12 protein-coding genes are annotated in these 15,709 nt (G+C 63.0%); 3 read left to right on the top strand and 9 right to left on the bottom strand.

What is annotated here, in order from left to right; all coding sequences use genetic code 11:
* Nucleotides 1-11: 11 nt before the first annotated feature.
* On the bottom strand, nt 12-1,100 hold the full coding sequence (gene recF / locus FME97_RS04840; protein WP_141428135.1) for a DNA replication/repair protein RecF: 1,089 nt from the start codon (nt 1,098-1,100) through the stop codon (nt 12-14).
* Between the two features lie 106 nt (nt 1,101-1,206).
* Here recF and FME97_RS04835 point away from each other — a divergent pair, with 106 nt between their 5' ends.
* Together FME97_RS04835 and ribH are read left to right on the top strand one after the other, a co-directional pair.
* Nucleotides 1,207-1,890 carry a tetratricopeptide repeat protein gene (locus FME97_RS04835; RefSeq protein ID WP_141428134.1) on the top strand — a complete coding sequence of 228 codons (684 nt, stop codon included), beginning with the start codon at nt 1,207-1,209 and terminating at the stop codon, nt 1,888-1,890.
* 13 nt (nt 1,891-1,903) lie between these two features.
* Nucleotides 1,904-2,434, top strand: coding sequence for a 6,7-dimethyl-8-ribityllumazine synthase (ribH, locus tag FME97_RS04830; RefSeq protein WP_141428133.1), 531 nt, complete (start codon nt 1,904-1,906; stop codon nt 2,432-2,434).
* Nucleotides 2,435-2,547: 113 nt separating this feature from the next.
* On the opposite strand, the gene FME97_RS04825 is transcribed toward ribH, so the two are convergent.
* The 4 genes from FME97_RS04825 to dnaX form a co-directional block, all read right to left on the bottom strand.
* Complete coding sequence (locus FME97_RS04825) at nt 2,548-3,900, bottom strand: sodium-dependent transporter (RefSeq protein ID WP_141428132.1); 1,353 nt, start codon at nt 3,898-3,900, stop codon at nt 2,548-2,550.
* Between the two features lie 61 nt (nt 3,901-3,961).
* Nucleotides 3,962-4,315 carry a dihydroneopterin aldolase gene (gene folB / locus FME97_RS04820; RefSeq protein WP_141428131.1) on the bottom strand — a complete coding sequence of 118 codons (354 nt, stop codon included), beginning with the start codon at nt 4,313-4,315 and terminating at the stop codon, nt 3,962-3,964.
* A gap of 3 nt (nt 4,316-4,318) precedes the next feature.
* Nucleotides 4,319-5,617 carry a tyrosine--tRNA ligase gene (gene tyrS, locus FME97_RS04815; RefSeq protein WP_141428130.1) on the bottom strand — a complete coding sequence of 433 codons (1,299 nt, stop codon included), beginning with the start codon at nt 5,615-5,617 and terminating at the stop codon, nt 4,319-4,321.
* Nucleotides 5,618-5,644: 27 nt separating this feature from the next.
* Nucleotides 5,645-7,621, bottom strand: a complete 1,977-nt coding sequence (gene dnaX, locus FME97_RS04810) for a DNA polymerase III subunit gamma/tau (RefSeq protein WP_141428129.1) — start codon at nt 7,619-7,621, stop codon at nt 5,645-5,647.
* Nucleotides 7,622-7,815: 194 nt separating this feature from the next.
* Here dnaX and clpB point away from each other — a divergent pair, with 194 nt between their 5' ends.
* Nucleotides 7,816-10,413 carry an ATP-dependent chaperone ClpB gene (gene clpB, locus FME97_RS04805; RefSeq protein WP_141428128.1) on the top strand — a complete coding sequence of 866 codons (2,598 nt, stop codon included), beginning with the start codon at nt 7,816-7,818 and terminating at the stop codon, nt 10,411-10,413.
* 320 nt (nt 10,414-10,733) lie between these two features.
* Here clpB and FME97_RS04800 read toward each other — a convergent pair whose 3' ends face one another.
* Genes FME97_RS04800 through FME97_RS04785 form a run of 4 tightly spaced genes read right to left on the bottom strand, consistent with a single transcriptional unit; the run spans nt 10,734 to nt 15,685 of the window.
* Nucleotides 10,734-11,867, bottom strand: a complete 1,134-nt coding sequence (locus FME97_RS04800; RefSeq protein WP_141428127.1) for a glycosyl hydrolase — start codon at nt 11,865-11,867, stop codon at nt 10,734-10,736.
* A gap of 6 nt (nt 11,868-11,873) precedes the next feature.
* Nucleotides 11,874-13,013 (bottom strand): glycoside hydrolase family 26 protein, encoded by a 1,140-nt coding sequence (locus FME97_RS04795; protein WP_141428126.1) that lies wholly within the window; start codon nt 13,011-13,013, stop codon nt 11,874-11,876.
* 12 nt (nt 13,014-13,025) lie between these two features.
* The gene (locus tag FME97_RS04790) at nt 13,026-14,216 is read right to left on the bottom strand and encodes an esterase (RefSeq protein ID WP_141428125.1); all 1,191 of its coding nucleotides are present in this window, start codon (nt 14,214-14,216) and stop codon (nt 13,026-13,028) included.
* A complete protein-coding gene (locus tag FME97_RS04785) occupies nt 14,204-15,685 on the bottom strand; it encodes a glycoside hydrolase family 30 protein (protein ID WP_141428124.1) in 1,482 nt (493 codons plus the stop codon). Before FME97_RS04785 ends, FME97_RS04790 begins: the two co-directional genes overlap by 13 nt.
* Nucleotides 15,686-15,709 lie beyond the last annotated feature (24 nt).

The raw sequence follows: 15,709 nt of genomic DNA, 5'->3' as shown, positions 1-15,709 counted from the left end.
TTTCGTGCGTCTCATCGCCGGGCCTTTCCGTTTTCGACGGTGTAGAGCAGATACTCCCCGCCGGCCTTGTCGAGTATCGTTCTCAGACGGGTGGGGTTGCAGTCCGTGATGAGGATCTGCCCGAACGTCTCGTCCGAAACCAGCCGGATGAGCTGTTCGACGCGGCCGGCGTCGAGTTTGTCGAACAGATCGTCGAGCAGCAGCAGCGGCCGTTCGCCCTTGCTGCGGGCCACGATGGCGTACTGCGCCAGCTTGAGGGCGATCAGGAAGGATTTCTGCTGTCCCTGCGAGCCGTATTTGCGCAGGGGGTAGCCGCCGATGCGGAGCACCAGGTCGTCGCGGTGAATGCCCGCGGTGGTGAACTCGTTGGCCAGGTCCTTCTGCCGCGCGGCGAGCAGGATCTCGCCGAACGGCCGCTCGTTCAGCTCCGAGCGGTAGTGCAGCCCGACCTGCTCGCGGTCGCCCGAGAGCGTGCGGTAATAGGCTTCGACGACGGGCTGCAACAGTTCCGCCGCCTCGCGCCGCCGGGCGTGGATCGCCTCGCCGTGTTCGACGAGCTGGCGGTCGTAGATTTGCAGCATCACCTCGTCGGGCTGCATCTTCAGCAGCCGGTTCCGTTCGGCCAGGACGGCGTTGTAGCGCATGACCGAGCTGAGGTAGGCCCGGTCGAGCTGCGAGATGAAGGCGTTGAGGTAGCGGCGCCGCTCGTCGGCCGCGTCGGAGATCAGGGCCCCGTCGGCCGGCGACACGATCACGGCGGGGATCAGTCCCACGTGGTCCGAAAGCCGGTCGTACTCCTTGCCGTTGCGTTTGAGCACCTTGCCGCCCTTGCGCGAGAAGGAGCAGACGACGTTCTCGCTCTTGCCGCCGTCGGTCGCGTACTGCCCTTCGACGAGGAAGAAATCCGCCCCGTGGCGGATGCTCTGCCCGTCGGTCATCTGAAGCGACGACTTGCACATGGAGAGGTAGTGGACCGCATCCACGATGTTGGTTTTGCCCGCGCCGTTGTCGCCCACCAGACAGTTGATGCCGGGGCAAAACGTCAGCTCCTCCTGTTCGATGTTTTTGAAATTCAGCAGTGCGATTTTCTTCAGATACATGGAACAAAAGTACAAAAAATCCGGACACGACATTGCACATTGTGAATAGTTTTGTATCTTTGCTGCCTACCGTGCAAATTATAAACTAAAAAATACGTTTGGATCTATGACGAAGCAGAACGTCGCCGAGCCGGAAAGCCTCGGCGAGGCAATGAACAGAACGGAACTCTTTTTCGAAAAGAACGGGCGCAAGCTCACCTACGTTTTTCTGGGGCTGCTGGTTCTCGCCGCGTTGGTTTACGGCTACCGGGCGCTGATCGTGGCGCCGCGCGCCGAGAAGGCCGCGGAGATGATCGCCGAGGCGCAGTCGCGTTTCGAGGCGGAGAATCCCGACTTCGAGCTGGCGTTGCAGGGCGATGCCAACGGCGCCGGGTTCCTCGACGTGATCGAGCAGTACGGTTCGACTCCCTCGGGCAATCTGGCCAGGCACTACGCCGGCATCTGCTACCTGCGTACGGGCGATCTGGAGAATGCCGCCGCCTGTCTGGCGAAGTATTCGCCTGTCAAGGGACTGCCCGGCGCACTCGTCAATGCCCAGAACTACGGGTTGCAGGGCGATGTGGCCGTCGAGCGGCAGGACTACGCCAAGGCCGTGGATTTCTACCGCAAGGCCGTGAAGGCCGCCGACAACAACCTGACCGCCCCGATGTACCTGCGTAAGGCCGGACTGGCGGCGCAGGCCCAGGGCGACGCTGCGGCCGCTGCCGGATTCTACCAGCAGATTCTCGACACGTATCCCGCTTCGATGGAGGCCCGCGAGGCCGAGAAGCTGCTCGGAAGCGCTAAATAAGGAGTGCGGCGAGATGGCGACCAGAAACCATAACCTTTCCAAATTCGATTCGCCGCTGCCGTCGGCTGCGGACATGCGGTTCGGAATCGTCGTGGCCGAGTGGAACCGGGAGGTGACGGAGGCGTTGCTGGAAGGTGCCGTGCGCACGCTGCGCGCCGCCGGATGCCCCGACATGAACATTCAGATCAAGTATGTCCCCGGTACGTTCGAGCTGTCGCTCGGTGCGCAGTTCTTCGCGGAATATACCGACGTGGACGCCGTGATCGCGCTCGGATGCGTCATTCAGGGCGATACGCGGCACTTCGACTTCATCTGTCAGGGCGTGACGCAGGGCATCACACAACTGCAGATCCAGTGGAACATGCCGATCGCGTTCGGCGTGCTGACCGTGAATGATATGCAGCAGGCGCTGGACCGCTGCGGCGGCCGCCACGGCAACAAGGGCGACGAGGCGGCGGCGACGGCCATCAACATGGTCAAGTTGCAGATCGACATGGAGGCGGCTTCGCCCGACCACGAACCCGACCGGCGGAACATCAACTGACGTTGCGGGAGGAGAAGAAAAAGGTACGGCTTTTCGGGGCCGTACCTTTTTTTGTGCCTTTCCGGGAGTGTTCTGTGTCCCCGCCGCGTCTGCCGCGGGGACTGTTCCCCGCTTTAGAAGACACCCAGGTTGTCGAGGAAGACGAGCAGCAGGATCACCGGGCAGAAGTAGCGCAGCAACACCAGAAAGAGCCGGTAGATGCGGAAGGGCAGGGTTCCGTCGTTGGTGAGCTGCGCGCGGAGCACCTGCCGGTCGAGCCGCCAGCCCACGAACAGGCAGGTGAGCAGTCCGCCCACGGGGAGCATGATGTTGGCCGTGAGGTAGTCGAGCGAGTCGAAGATATTCAGACCGCAGATCGTCCAGCCGCCCAGCACCCCCATCGAGAGCGAAGCCACGGCTCCTAACGCCCCGGTCGAAAGGGTGGTGGTCCACGCCGCCGCGCGGCGGCTCAGGTGCCACTCTTCGTGCAGGTAGGCCGTGACGACCTCGTGCAGCGAGATGGTCGAGGTGAGGGCCGCCACGATGAGCAGCAGGAAGAACACCGACGACCAGACCATGCTCAGCGGCATACCGTTGAAGATGCCCGGCAGGGTGATGAAGACCAGCGAAGGTCCCGACGAGGGGGCGATTCCGACGCTGAAGACCGCCGGGAAGACCACCACGCCGGCCAGCACGGCGACCAGCGTGTCGAGGATCGTGACATTCAGCGCCGTGTGGCGCAGGTCGGTGTCGGGTTTGAAGTAGGAGGCGTAGGTGACCATCGTGCCGATGCTGATCGAGAGCGAGAAGAAGGCCTGTCCCAGGGCCACGAGCACGGTCGAGGGGGTGACCTGCGAGAAGTCGGGCCGGAAGAAGAAACGCAGCCCTTCGCCGCCGCCCGGCAGCAGCAGCGAGTGGACGGAGAGGGCGATGAGAACGACGAACAGCAGCGGCATGAGCACCTTGGCCGAGCGTTCGATGCCCTTCCGGACGCCCAGCGCGATCACGGAGTGGGTGGCCAGCGCGATCAGTCCGGTGTAAACGAGCGGCCGCCACGGGTCGCGGATGAACTCCGCGAACAGCGCTTCGTACTCCGCGGCGGAGAAGAGGCGTGCGAGTTCGCCCGTGAGGGAGCGGACCATGTAGCCGGCCGTCCAGCCCGAGACCACGAGGTAAAAGCCGAGGATCAGGAACGCCGCCAGCACGCCGTTGTATCCCAGGAAGCTCCAGCGGGAATCGAGTGCCCGGAAGGCCCCCACGGCGTTGCGGTGCGAGGCGCGTCCCACGGTGAATTCGGCCAGCATGAGCGGCAGTCCCAGCAGCAGGACGCAGAGGATGTAGATCGCCAGAAAGGCCCCTCCGCCGTTGTCGCCGGCCACATAGGGAAACCGCCAGATGTTGCCCAGCCCCACCGAACTTCCGGCGGCGACCAGTACGGCGCTCAGTTTTCCGCCCAGCGTGACCCGGGCGTGCGAATGGTGTTTCATGTCCGTTGCTTTGAGTGTGAAACCGGCGGGCAGGCCGCAGCCTGCCCGCCGGTCGTATCCGTTACCTCTCCAGCGTGACGCTCACGCGGTCGAGTTTTCCGCCCAGCGGCGGCGCCAGCTTCGAGACGGTGCATTTCACGTGCCGCAGTTGCGGAAAGGCGGCGTACAGCGCCTCGATGATGTTCAGGGCCACGCGTTCGATGGTCCGCTGCGTCTGTCCCATCCGTTCCCGGACGATCTGATAGACGGTGAGGTAATTGACCGTCTTCTCCACGTTGTCCTCCGCGGCCGCTTCGCCCAGCAGGGCCGTAAGTTCCAAATCGACCGTGAAGCGGTTGCCCACCTTCCGTTCCAGTTCGTAGCAGCCGTGCAGCGCCCGGAACTCCATGCGGTCGAGTGCGATGCGGTACTCCATGGCCTATTCGGCGATTACGAGGTAGTAGTTCTTCTTGCCGCGCTGCACGAGGAGGTATTTGCCGGCGATGAGGTCCGCGTCGGTCACCTCGCGCATCGGATCGGTCACCTTCTCCTTGTTGAGGGACACGCCGCCGCCCTGCACCAGCTTGCGGCACTCGCCCTTCGAGGGGAACACCTGCGTCTTTTCGGCCGCCAGCTCCACGAACGGCAGGCCCAGTCCGGCGCGGGCGATGCGGAACTGCGGCACGCCCTCGAAGACCTGCAGCAGCGTCTGCTCGTCTATCCGGCGCAGCGCCTCGGAGGTCGTGCCGCCGAAGAGGATGGCCGAGGCCTCGACGGCCTTCTCGTACTCTTCCCGGGAGTGGATCATCGTGGTGATCTCCTGCGCCAGGCGTTTCTGCAACACGCGCAGGTGCGGGGCGGCGTCGTGCTCGGCGATGAGCGCGCCGATCGTTTCCCGGTCGAGCAGCGTGAAGATCTTGATGTAGCGTTTGGCGTCCTCGTCGCTCACGTTGAGCCAGAACTGGTAGAACTTGTAGGGCGACGTATAGCGCGGGTCGAGCCAGACGTTGCCGCTCTCGGTCTTGCCGAACTTCGTGCCGTCGGCCTTGGTGATGAGCGGGCAGGTGATGGCGAAGGCTTCGGCTTCGGAGCCCAGCTTGCGGCGGATCAGCTCCGTGCCGGTGGTGATGTTGCCCCACTGGTCGGCGCCGCCGAGCTGGATCTTGCAGCCCATCGTCTGGTAGAGGTGCAGGAAGTCGTAGCCCTGCACGAGCTGGTAGGTGAATTCGGTGAACGACATGCCGTCGCCTTCGCCGTTGAAGCGCTTCTTGACCGAATCCTTGGCCATCATGTAATTGACGGTGATGCACTTGCCGATGTCGCGGATGAAATCGAGGAACGTGAAGTCCTTCATCCAGTCGTAGTTGTTCACCATGCGCGCGGCGTTCGGGGCGTCGGAGTCGAAGTCGAGCAGTTTGGCCAGTTGCCGCTTGATCGCCTCCTGGTTGTGCCGGAGGGTCCGCTCGTCGAGCAGGTTGCGCTCCTGCGACTTGCCCGAGGGGTCGCCGATCATGCCCGTCGCGCCGCCCACGAGGGCCAGCGGACGGTGGCCGCACATCTGGAAATGCTTGAGAATCATCACGCCTACCAGGTGGCCGATATGCAGCGAGTCGGCCGTGGGGTCGATGCCCAGGTAGGCCGTCGTCATCTCCTTTTCGAGTTGTTCCTTCGCGCCGGGCATGATCGTGTGGATCATGCCGCGCCATTCGAGTTCTTCGATGAAATTCTTGATTGCCATTTTATTTCTTTGGTGCTTTTTTTCGTTTTATTCCACCTCCAGGTCCAGGGCTTTCCGGAGTTCCGCCACCAGCGGGTTTTTCTCCGTGATGTACTTCACCCGGTCCTCGAGTCTGATCGGGCGCGCGGCCCGTATCTGTTCATTGACCGTGATCTCCAGCTCGATCCGTCCCGTCACTCCGGCCAGCTCGGCGATCCGCATGAGCATTCCGGTCTTGCTGCGCAGGATTTCGTCGCGCAACTCCGTCGTCGGGACGCTCACCGCGATCGTGTCGCCGCGGAAGAGCATCTGCTCGAAGGCCGGGACGAAGCGCGGCCGCCGTTCGCGGATCAGCGCCAGGATGCGTTCCCGCGCCCGTTCCAGCTTCGCCGCGCACTCCGGATCGACCGTTGCGGCGGCCGGTTCGGGGTCCTGCGTCTTCTCGGACTGCGCCGCCGGATTGCCGGCCGAGGCCAGCAGGTCCGAGAGCGACGTTCCGGAGATCAGCGGCCGCCGGGCCGTCCCTGCGGGCCTTGCCTCGGGTTGCGGGACCGGTTGCGGAGCTGCCGCGGGGCGGGTGTCCGCTGCCGGAACCTCCGTGCCGATCGGTGCGGCCGGGCCGGGGCGTGTCGCCGGGGCCGTTCCGGATGCCGTCGCGGGAGCTGCCGCGGGCGGAACGTTTCCGTCCGGACGCATTCCGGATGCCGCGGCCGGTTCCGGGGACGGCGCCGCACGGCCCGAAGGTTCGGGACGCGGGCCTTCCGCCGCCGGGGCGGGTTCCGGCCGGAGCCTTGCGGCGTTAGCCGCGCCTTCCGTGCCGGAGGCAGGGGGCGGGGGCGCGGGTTGCGTTTCCGCGCGGGCCGCCGGGGCTGCCGTGCGGGGCGTCAGTTCGGGGAGCGGATACTCCCCGGATGGGGTCAGGAGATCATTTTTTTTTTGGCCGAGACCGGCGATCTTCATCAGTCCCAGCTCCACGAGCAGCCGTTGGTTGGACGACTGCCGGATTTTCCCGTCGAGCTCCGTCAGCACGGAGATCGCACCGAACAGGAACTCGACACTGCAGGCGCCCGCCTGCGTCCGGTATCGTTCCAGCAGCGTGCCGGTCATTTCGATCAGCCGCAGCGTCTCGGGGCGTTCGGCCATCAGCAGGTCGCGCATGTGGCGGTTCAGGCCGGCCATGAAGGTCTGGCCCGAGAAGCCTTTCGAAAGCACCGCGTCGAAGGTGACGAGCGCCTCGGCGTAGTCGCCCCGCAGAAGCATCTCCGTCACGCCGAAATAGGTGTCGTAGTCGAGCACGTTCAGCGTTTGGGCCACGTTGCGGTAGTCGAGCGTCGTGCCGCAGAACGACACGGCCTTGTCGAACATGGAGAGGGCGTCGCGCATGCCGCCGTCGGCTTTCTGCGCGATGAGGTTGAGCGACTCCTCGTCGGCGGCGACGCCCTCCTCGGATGCGATGTAGCGGAGGTATTCCACCGAATCCTCGACACGGATGCGGTTGAAGTCGTAAATCTGGCAGCGCGAGAGGATCGTGGGGATGATCTTGTGTTTCTCGGTGGTGGCGAGGATGAAGATCGCGTGTGCGGGCGGCTCTTCGAGCGTCTTGAGGAAGGCGTTGAAGGCCGCGGCCGAGAGCATGTGGACCTCGTCGATGATGAACACCGAGTAGCGGCCCACCTGCGGGATGATGCGCACTTGTTCGATGAGCGTGCGGATGTCCTCCACGGAGTTGTTCGACGCGGCGTCCAGCTCGTGGATGTTGAGCGACCTTCCCTCGTTGAACGAGCGGCACGATTCGCACTCGTTGCACGCCTCGGCGCCGTGGGGCGCGAGGCAGTTGATCGCCTTGGCGAAGATGCGGGCGCAGGTGGTCTTGCCTACGCCGCGGGGGCCGCAGAAGAGGTAGGCGTGGGCCAGCTGACCGCGCTCGATGGCGTTCTGGAGCGTCGAGGTGATATGCTTCTGCCCGACGACCGAACGGAACGTCGCCGGGCGGTATTTGCGTGCGCTGACGATGAAATCACTCATGATTTTGCAAAGGTAGGAAATAATTATAATATTCCGGAGCGGAGGAGGACTCCTTTTTTCGCCAATTTGGCGGTTCCGTGTCAGACGGCCGTGCCATTGGGTGACAAAACATGACACGATGGCCGACGGCGGAGGTTGGCAGGCGTTTTGCTGAACGAAGGAATGAAACACGAAACGAATAAACACAAACGGATATGAACATTAACACATTAACCATCAAGGCGCAGGAGGCGCTGCAAGCGGCGCTTGCCCTGGCCCGGGAGCGCGGACAGCAGGCTGTCGAGCCGCTCCATCTGCTGAGCGTCCTCGTCCGCGAGGACGATTCGCTCGGGGCGTTCCTTCTGGGACGCGTCGGCGTGAACGTGCGCGGCCTGCGCGAGGAGGCCGCCCGTGCCGTGGCGTCGCTGCCGCGGGTCGAAGGGGGCGGCGAGCAGTTCTTCTCGCAGGACGCTTCGCGCGTCGTGCAGCGCGCCGTGGATTTCACGAAGACCTTCGGCGACAAGTATGCCTCGGTCGAGCACCTGTTGCTGGGCCTGGTGGCCGAGCGCGGTGCGGCCGCCGACCTGCTCAAGCGGGCCGGAGCGACGGAGAAGGAGCTCGTCGAGGCGATCCGCACCTTCCGCAAGGGGGCCACGGTCGATTCGCAGACCTCGTCGCAGGAGTTCGACGCGCTGGGCAAGTATGCCATCAACCTGAACGAGCAGGCGCGCTCGGGAAAACTCGACCCGGTCATCGGGCGCGACGAGGAGATCCGCCGCGTGCTGCAAATCCTTTCGCGGCGCACGAAGAACAATCCGATCCTCGTGGGCGAGGCGGGCGTCGGCAAGACGGCCATCGCCGAAGGCATCGCCCGGCGGATCATCGACGGCGACGTGCCCGAGAACCTGAAATCGAAGGTCATCTACTCGCTCGACATGGGCGCGCTGATCGCAGGCGCCAAGTATCAGGGCGAGTTCGAGGAGCGGCTGAAGGCCGTGGTGCAGGAGGTTACGGCCAGCGACGGCGAGATCCTGCTCTTCATCGACGAGATACATACGCTGGTCGGCGCCGGCAAGTCGTCGGGGGCGATGGATGCCGCGAACATCCTCAAGCCGGCTCTCGCGCGCGGCGAGCTGCGGACCATCGGCGCCACGACGCTCGACGAGTTCCAGAAGTACTTCGAGCAGGACAAGGCCCTCGAACGCCGTTTCCAGAAGGTGATGGTCGATGAGCCGACGCAGGAGGACGCCATATCGATCCTCCGCGGCCTGAAGGAGCGCTACGAGAACCACCACCAGGTGCGGATCAAGGACGAGGCGATCGTGGCCGCCGTGGAGCTTTCGACGCGCTACATCACCTCGCGTTTCCTGCCCGACAAGGCCATCGACCTGGTGGACGAGGCCGCTTCGCGGCTGCGTTTGGAGATGAACTCCGTGCCCGAGGAGATCGACACGCTGGACCGCCGCGTGCGGCAGCTCGAGATCGAGCGCGAGGCGATCCGCCGCGAGAAGGACGAGGAGCGCATCGGACAACTGACCAGGGAGATCGAGGAGCTGAAGGCCAGGGACGCCGAAATGCGCGCCAAATGGCAGGGGCAGCGCGATCTGCTGAAGAAGATACAGACCAACAAGGACCGGATCGAACGGCTGAAGGTCGAGGCGCAGCAGGCCGAGCGGCAGGGCGACTACGGCAGGGTGGCCGAAATCCGCTACGGCAAGATTCAGGAGGCCGAGAAGGAGATCGCCGCCTTTCAGGAGGAGTACCGCCTCGCATCGGCCGGCGGGTCGATGATCAAGGAGGAGGTCGATGCGCAGGACGTGGCCGAGGTCGTATCGCGCTGGACGGGGATTCCCGTGCAGCGGATGCTCGCCTCGGAGCGCGAGAAGCTCCTGCACATGGAGGAGGAGCTGCACAAGCGCGTCGTCGGGCAGGAACAGGCCATAGCGGCCATTTCGGATGCCGTGCGCCGTTCGCGCGCCGGGCTGAACGATCCCCGCAAGCCGATCGGATCGTTCATCTTCCTCGGTACGACGGGCGTGGGCAAGACCGAACTGGCGAAGGCGCTCGCGGAATTCCTCTTCAACGACGACCAGATGATGACGCGTATCGACATGAGCGAGTATCAGGAGCGGCACAGCGTCTCGCGGCTGGTCGGCGCGCCTCCGGGATACGTCGGATACGACGAGGGCGGCCAGCTCACCGAGGCCGTGCGCCGCAAGCCCTACTCGGTCGTGCTGCTCGACGAGATCGAGAAGGCGCATCCCGACGTGTTCAACATCCTGTTGCAGGTGCTCGACGACGGGCGTCTGACGGACAACAAGGGCCGCACGGTGGATTTCCGCAATACGATCATCATCATGACCTCGAACATGGGGTCGCAGGTGATTCAGGAGAACTTCGCCGAGGCGTTCGACGGCAAAAAGCTGCCGTCGGAGGTGGTGGAGCGGACGCGCCGCGAGGTGATCGACCTGCTGAAACAGCAACTGAAACCCGAGTTCCTGAACCGTATCGACGAGATCGTGATGTTCGAGCCGCTGACCCGCAGGGAGATCGAACGCATCGTGGACATCCAGTTGGGAATCGTGCGACGGATGCTCGCCGAGAACGGCATCCGGCTGGAGTACAGCGACAAGGCGCGCGAGTGGATCGCCTCGGCGGGTTACGATCCGCTCTACGGCGCACGTCCCGTGAAGCGGACGATCCAGCGTTACGTGGTGAACGACCTGTCGAAGCGGATTCTGGCGGGCGACGTGGACCGGTCGAAACCGATCGCGATCGACGCCACGGACGAGGGACTGACTTTCGCCAACTGACGCGGACCCGTTGGGGAGCGGAGTGCCGTGTCCGGTGTCCGCCTTTCTCGGACGGCGCTGTACCCGAAAAGGGTACAGCGCCGTTTTTTTTTGAGTGAGGCTATGATCTCCGGATTGCCGATGTCGTTCCCCGCACCGCCCTGGGAGGCAGGATTCTTTTTCGGAAGGCGGCTCCGCCGCATGCCCGCCGAAACGCTGCGGCCGGGCGGTCCGCGAATGGCTGCCGGAGGAGCCGGCGACAGGCTGTCCTCCGGACGGCTTCGCGCGAGGCGTTGCCGGAAGAGTGCCGGATCGATCCGGCACTCTTTTTCGCGGCTGTTTTATTTGAGACGGTATTTTCCGTCCGAGAAGTCGATTTCGTCGAGCGTCAGTGTCCGGGGATCGTCGTAGATCCGCCGGACGGCCGTCTCGGACGGGAGGCTGTCGGTTTTCTGGCTGTTGATGAAATAGCCCCATACCATAAACCAGGACCAGTTGGGCTGACTGTGGTAGGAGTCCGGATCCGGCAACTGCCCGACTTCGCCCAGCGCAAGCAGCTTATCGCCCGCCAGGGCTTGCAGATCGTCATGATGCGACTGTTTGTAATCGCGGTGATAGACATCGGCGGCCAGCACATCGACATACTCCGGACCGGGATAGAAGTCGGCATAGGGCCCGGCTTCGTCCCCTTTCTTGTCGCGCGGGGCGTTGGTGTTCCAAACCCACAGCAGGTTGTTGAGCTTGTGAACTTTGGTGAAATAATTGTAGGTCATGATCCACAATTTCTTGAAGCCGTTCTCGCCCGGCTTGTTGCACCACCAGAACCAGACGCCGTTCATTTCGTGATACGGGCGCCAAAGGATCGGGATGCCTGCATCACGCAGTTGTTCGAGATAGGGTATAACGGTGTCCATCTGTTTTTTCCACTGCGTATTGAGTCGTGTCCCTTCGGTCGTGAGTTCTTTCCAAACCTCGTTCGACGGGCGGTTCTGCCAAGTCCAGATCGAAGCCCCGTCGCAGTCGTTGCATTCTGACGGGAAGCAGCAGTGCCACATCAGCGTGATGATGCGCCCTTCGGCATGGCGTTGCTTGATTTCATCGACCAGGTTCTGTCGCAAAGTTTCGGTCGAGAGGCTGTTGATCCGGCACTCGCCCCAGGGCGAGGTCAGGTTCATCGGTCCGCAGTGGTGATAATCCGCGATGTTCCCGCCGAGCGCGTTGAAGCTGAAATCGCTGCCCCAGACAACGGGACGTTTGCCCGTGACGGAATAGACCACGGAATCGTAGCGGCGGGGATCGCTGATGAAATTGTGCTGTCCGGCGAGCGTGTATTTGCCGCGGATCGAGTAGAGGAATTCGAGAAGCTGGCGCGCTTCGGGCGAGGCTTCCGGATTGACCGGAGCGACGGTTCGGCGTCCCGATGTGCAGCCGTACAGCAGGGCGGCCGTCATCAGGGCGGTTATCAGACGTTTCATGGCCGGTTATTTTACGGTGACGTTCTTGGGCATGGAATACATGTCGGGCAGATCGCGCTCCAAAAGGGTCCACTCGTCGGCATCGAACAGTTTGAAGTCTTCGGCCGACGCATCCGACGGATAGGGGCCGTAGGCGTGCCGGGGATTGTCGTTGCGCCATGCCACGACCATCGCGCATGGTTCGCCGCGCAGCACGCGCAGCACATCCTGTGTCCAATAGTCGGCTTTGTGGTCGTTTTCGAGCCCCGTTTCGGTGATGCCGACGGGTTTGTGCCTGAGTCCGCGCACTTCGACCATTGCCTGCACGTTCGACTCGAAGGCCGCGGTGTTGCGGCCGTGATAGCAATCCATGCCGATGAAATCGACCCATTGGTCGCCCGGCCAGCGGAACAGGATGCGTCCGACGGGATCGTCATAGACGGCATCCATCTGCGGCGAGATGGCGTAGATGACGTTATGCACGTCCTTCGTATCTCGCAGGTAGCTGACGATGAAGCGCCAGAAGGCGATGAACTCCCTGTCCGTCGTAGCGGAACGTCCCCACCAGTTCCAGGTCTGGGTATGTTCGTGCAGCGGGCGGAAGATGACGGGAATGGGGCGGCCCTTTTCATCGACCATCTTGCGGAACGCTTCGGCTACATCGTCCAGCCGGGCCTTGTATTTGAGGTTCATGGGCGAACCCTCTTGGAGAATCCGATCGACGACTTTGGTGTTGTCCCAGGCCGTACCGACGGGATATTTCTTTCCCGGACCTTCCGTCAGCGGATTGCTTTGGTGCCAGACGAGCATGCAGACGCCGCCCCGCTTGTAGGCCTCCTGGATATGGCGGATCTTGGTGTCGTCGATTCCGGCCATGTCCAGGCTGTAAACGGCCGGATGCGATCCGACGATATCCTTGACATCGGAGCGGTCCTTGTCGCCCTTCCAGCCGATACCGTACGACGGGTAGTCGTGGTGGCCGAACATGACGCCGTCCAGTCCGATACACCACAGATTGGCGTAGAGCGCTTTGGTTTCGGGGGTCGCATCGGGATCGACCATCTTCAGAATTGTCTTTTCGGGAGCTTTGAGGCGTTTCCCTTTGCCGGAAGCGTATCCGGTCGGACAGAGCAGGAGGCAAAGCCCCAACAGCAGAAGTCTTTTCATAAGCAAGTAGTTTTATTGATGGTTGTTTCGGAACAGCCGTTGTGCGAAATCGTGGAGCTGGAGGCGCCAGAATTGCCACTCGTGTCCCCACGGGGCATCGTGGAACTCGCACCGCACACCCCGCCGGTGCAGCTCTTCTACCGTATCGAGGTGGCCGGCATGACGCGGATCTTTCGTTCCGCAGGCGATCCACAGCAGGGCCAGTTCGCGGTTGATTCGTTCCGGATCCTCCATTACCCCCGGGATATAGCGTTCGTAGTCGAAAGTCCCGTCGCTCAGGATCCCTGCGCTGAACTGGCCGATCGCCGAGAACAGATCCAGATTGCGCAAACCGATGACGAAAGCCTGACCGCCTCCCATCGAAAGCCCGGCGATCGCCCGGCAGCGCTTGTCTCTACGCACCGGATAACGGTTTTCGACAAGCGGGATGACATCCCCGATCAGCTCCCTTTCGAGCAGTCGTATGCCCTCGGGGGTGCTGCCTCCGGCCCATGAACCGTCCGTAAGACCGTTCGTCATGACGACGTACATCGGCACGGCGGCCTTCTCGGCGATCAGATTGTCCATGATTGCGGCCACGCGGCCTTCGCGCACCCAACTGCCTTCGAAGTCGCCGCCACCGTGGCGCAGATAGAGAACCGGAAGACGGCGTGCGGGGTGCTCGACAGCCTCACGCGGAACATAGATCCACGCCGTACGCAACTGCCCGAGCGATGAAGAGCGGTAGGGGAGCAGGTGCACCTCGCCGCCGACACGGCGACGTTCGTCGAAGCGGGGCTCCTCGCCGCCGCGAACCTCGACGACGCTGCCGTAGATCGTGGTCCCGGCCTTTACGTCGGGATTGACCGGATCGACGGTCTCGAGTCCGTCGATCCGGAATTTGTACTGATAGATTCGCGGCTCGACCGGGCCGATCGTCAGGCTCCATATTCCACCCGTATCGCGCTGCATCGTCTGCGGAACGACATCCCATTCGTCGAAAAGCAGCTCGACTCGTTCCGCCTGCGGGGCCCGGAGGCGGAACGTAATCGTCCGGTCGTCGTGCACCTCCGGGGAGAATTTCGGCCCGGCGGGTTTCCACCATCCTTCGGTCGAAAAGGTATTCCGTGTCCGCTCCGCATGCCGCACGGTATCCTGGGCCTGTGTCCGGACGCTGCCCGCCGCCAGCGACAGACAGCAGACGATGCTCGCTATTCGTCCCATACGAAGGTCCCCGTGGCGCCGGGAGCGAGGTTCAACTCTGCATACCGGCCGTTGTACTGTACGGATATGGAGCGGCGCGACCACGAGTCATTGGCCACGATCAACACGATCTTTCCGTCGGGCGTGCGGAAGGCCGCATTGGGCGCCACGTCGGCGTGTTCGGTGATCTGTGCCCGATAGACCTTCGGACGTTGTTCGTCCTCGCCGAGCGTTACCGTCCGGTCGCCCGGCGCTGTCGAGGCGATGCGTACCGAACCGGGACGAACGAACTGCGAGGCGTGCGCAATGACATAATAGGCCAGGTTGCGGGTCGCCGAATCGCCGTCGATGGTCAGCGCTCCCTGGCAGGAAGGACATCCGCCGTTGTCGGTGTGGGGATCGTTCAGGGGATCGGCCGCCAGGTTCCACAGCACGACGGTGCGGCTCCAGTTGCGCATGGGGCCGACAATGAGTCGTTTGGTCGATGCGGCGATGTCGATGCGGGAGGTCCCGGGGCGTTCGGTGGTCATCTGCTCGGTGAAGAGAATGTCCTTGTCGGGGCGGGCTTCGTGCACGTAGGTCATGGCGCTCATGTCGCCGGCATAGTGATGGAACGCCGCTCCGGACACGTATTGTGCCGCTTCGGGGTCGTCGTAGATGGCCAAGGCGTAGTCGGGGCGGTCGCAGTTGTGGTCGAAAACGATGATTTCCGTATCGAGCCCCGCCTTGCGGAATTTCGGTCCGAGGTGGTTTTTGACGAAGTCGGCCTGCTCCCAGGCGAACCAGAACATGCTGGGTGTATTGGTCGAACGCAGCGGCTCGTTCTGGACTGTCAGGGCATTGACCGTGATGCCGTGGACCTCCATCTCCTGCACATAGCGCACCAGGTAGTCGGCATAGACTCCATAACACTCTTTGCGCAGTTGTCCGCCGCGCACGTCATAGACGGTCTTCATCCACGACGGAGCCGACCAGGGAGATGCCAGCACGCAGATGTCGGGATTGATCTCCAGAATCTCGTTCATGACCGGAATTACGTCCCGGAGATCCTGTGAGAGCGAGAAGTGTTCCAGCCTGAAATCCTCCTGGCCTTCGGGCATGTCGTCGTAGAAGAAAACGAAACGGTTCAGATCGGAGGCCCCGACCGTCAGACGCACGCAGCTCACGCCGGCGCCTTTCGCTGGATCGAATACGTCGCGGAGAGTCGCTGCACGGGCTTCGGGCGACATTCGCATGAGCATCTCGGCGCTGCCGCCCGTCAGGGCGAAGCCGAAACCATCGACCGGCTGGAAACTTTGCCGCGGGTCGATGACGATATAGGAACTGCGACCGCCGCGGTCGTCGCGCACGTCGGAAAACTCGTACTCTTCGGATTCGGAGTAAAGCGCGGAGCGGTCGGGAAGCGTAATGTAGGAACGGACGGTCTGTGCGGATGCCGTGACGGCCATGCCCGACAGAGCGCCGGCCAGAAGTAACAGTTTGCGGTTCATGATTCGGTTGGGTTTATAGTGTTC

This window comes from Alistipes dispar, assembly GCF_006542685.1.
Lineage (GTDB): Bacteria > Bacteroidota > Bacteroidia > Bacteroidales > Rikenellaceae > Alistipes > Alistipes dispar.
The sequence above is the reverse complement of the archived record's forward strand: the minus strand, read 5'-3'. Positions and strand labels throughout refer to the sequence as shown.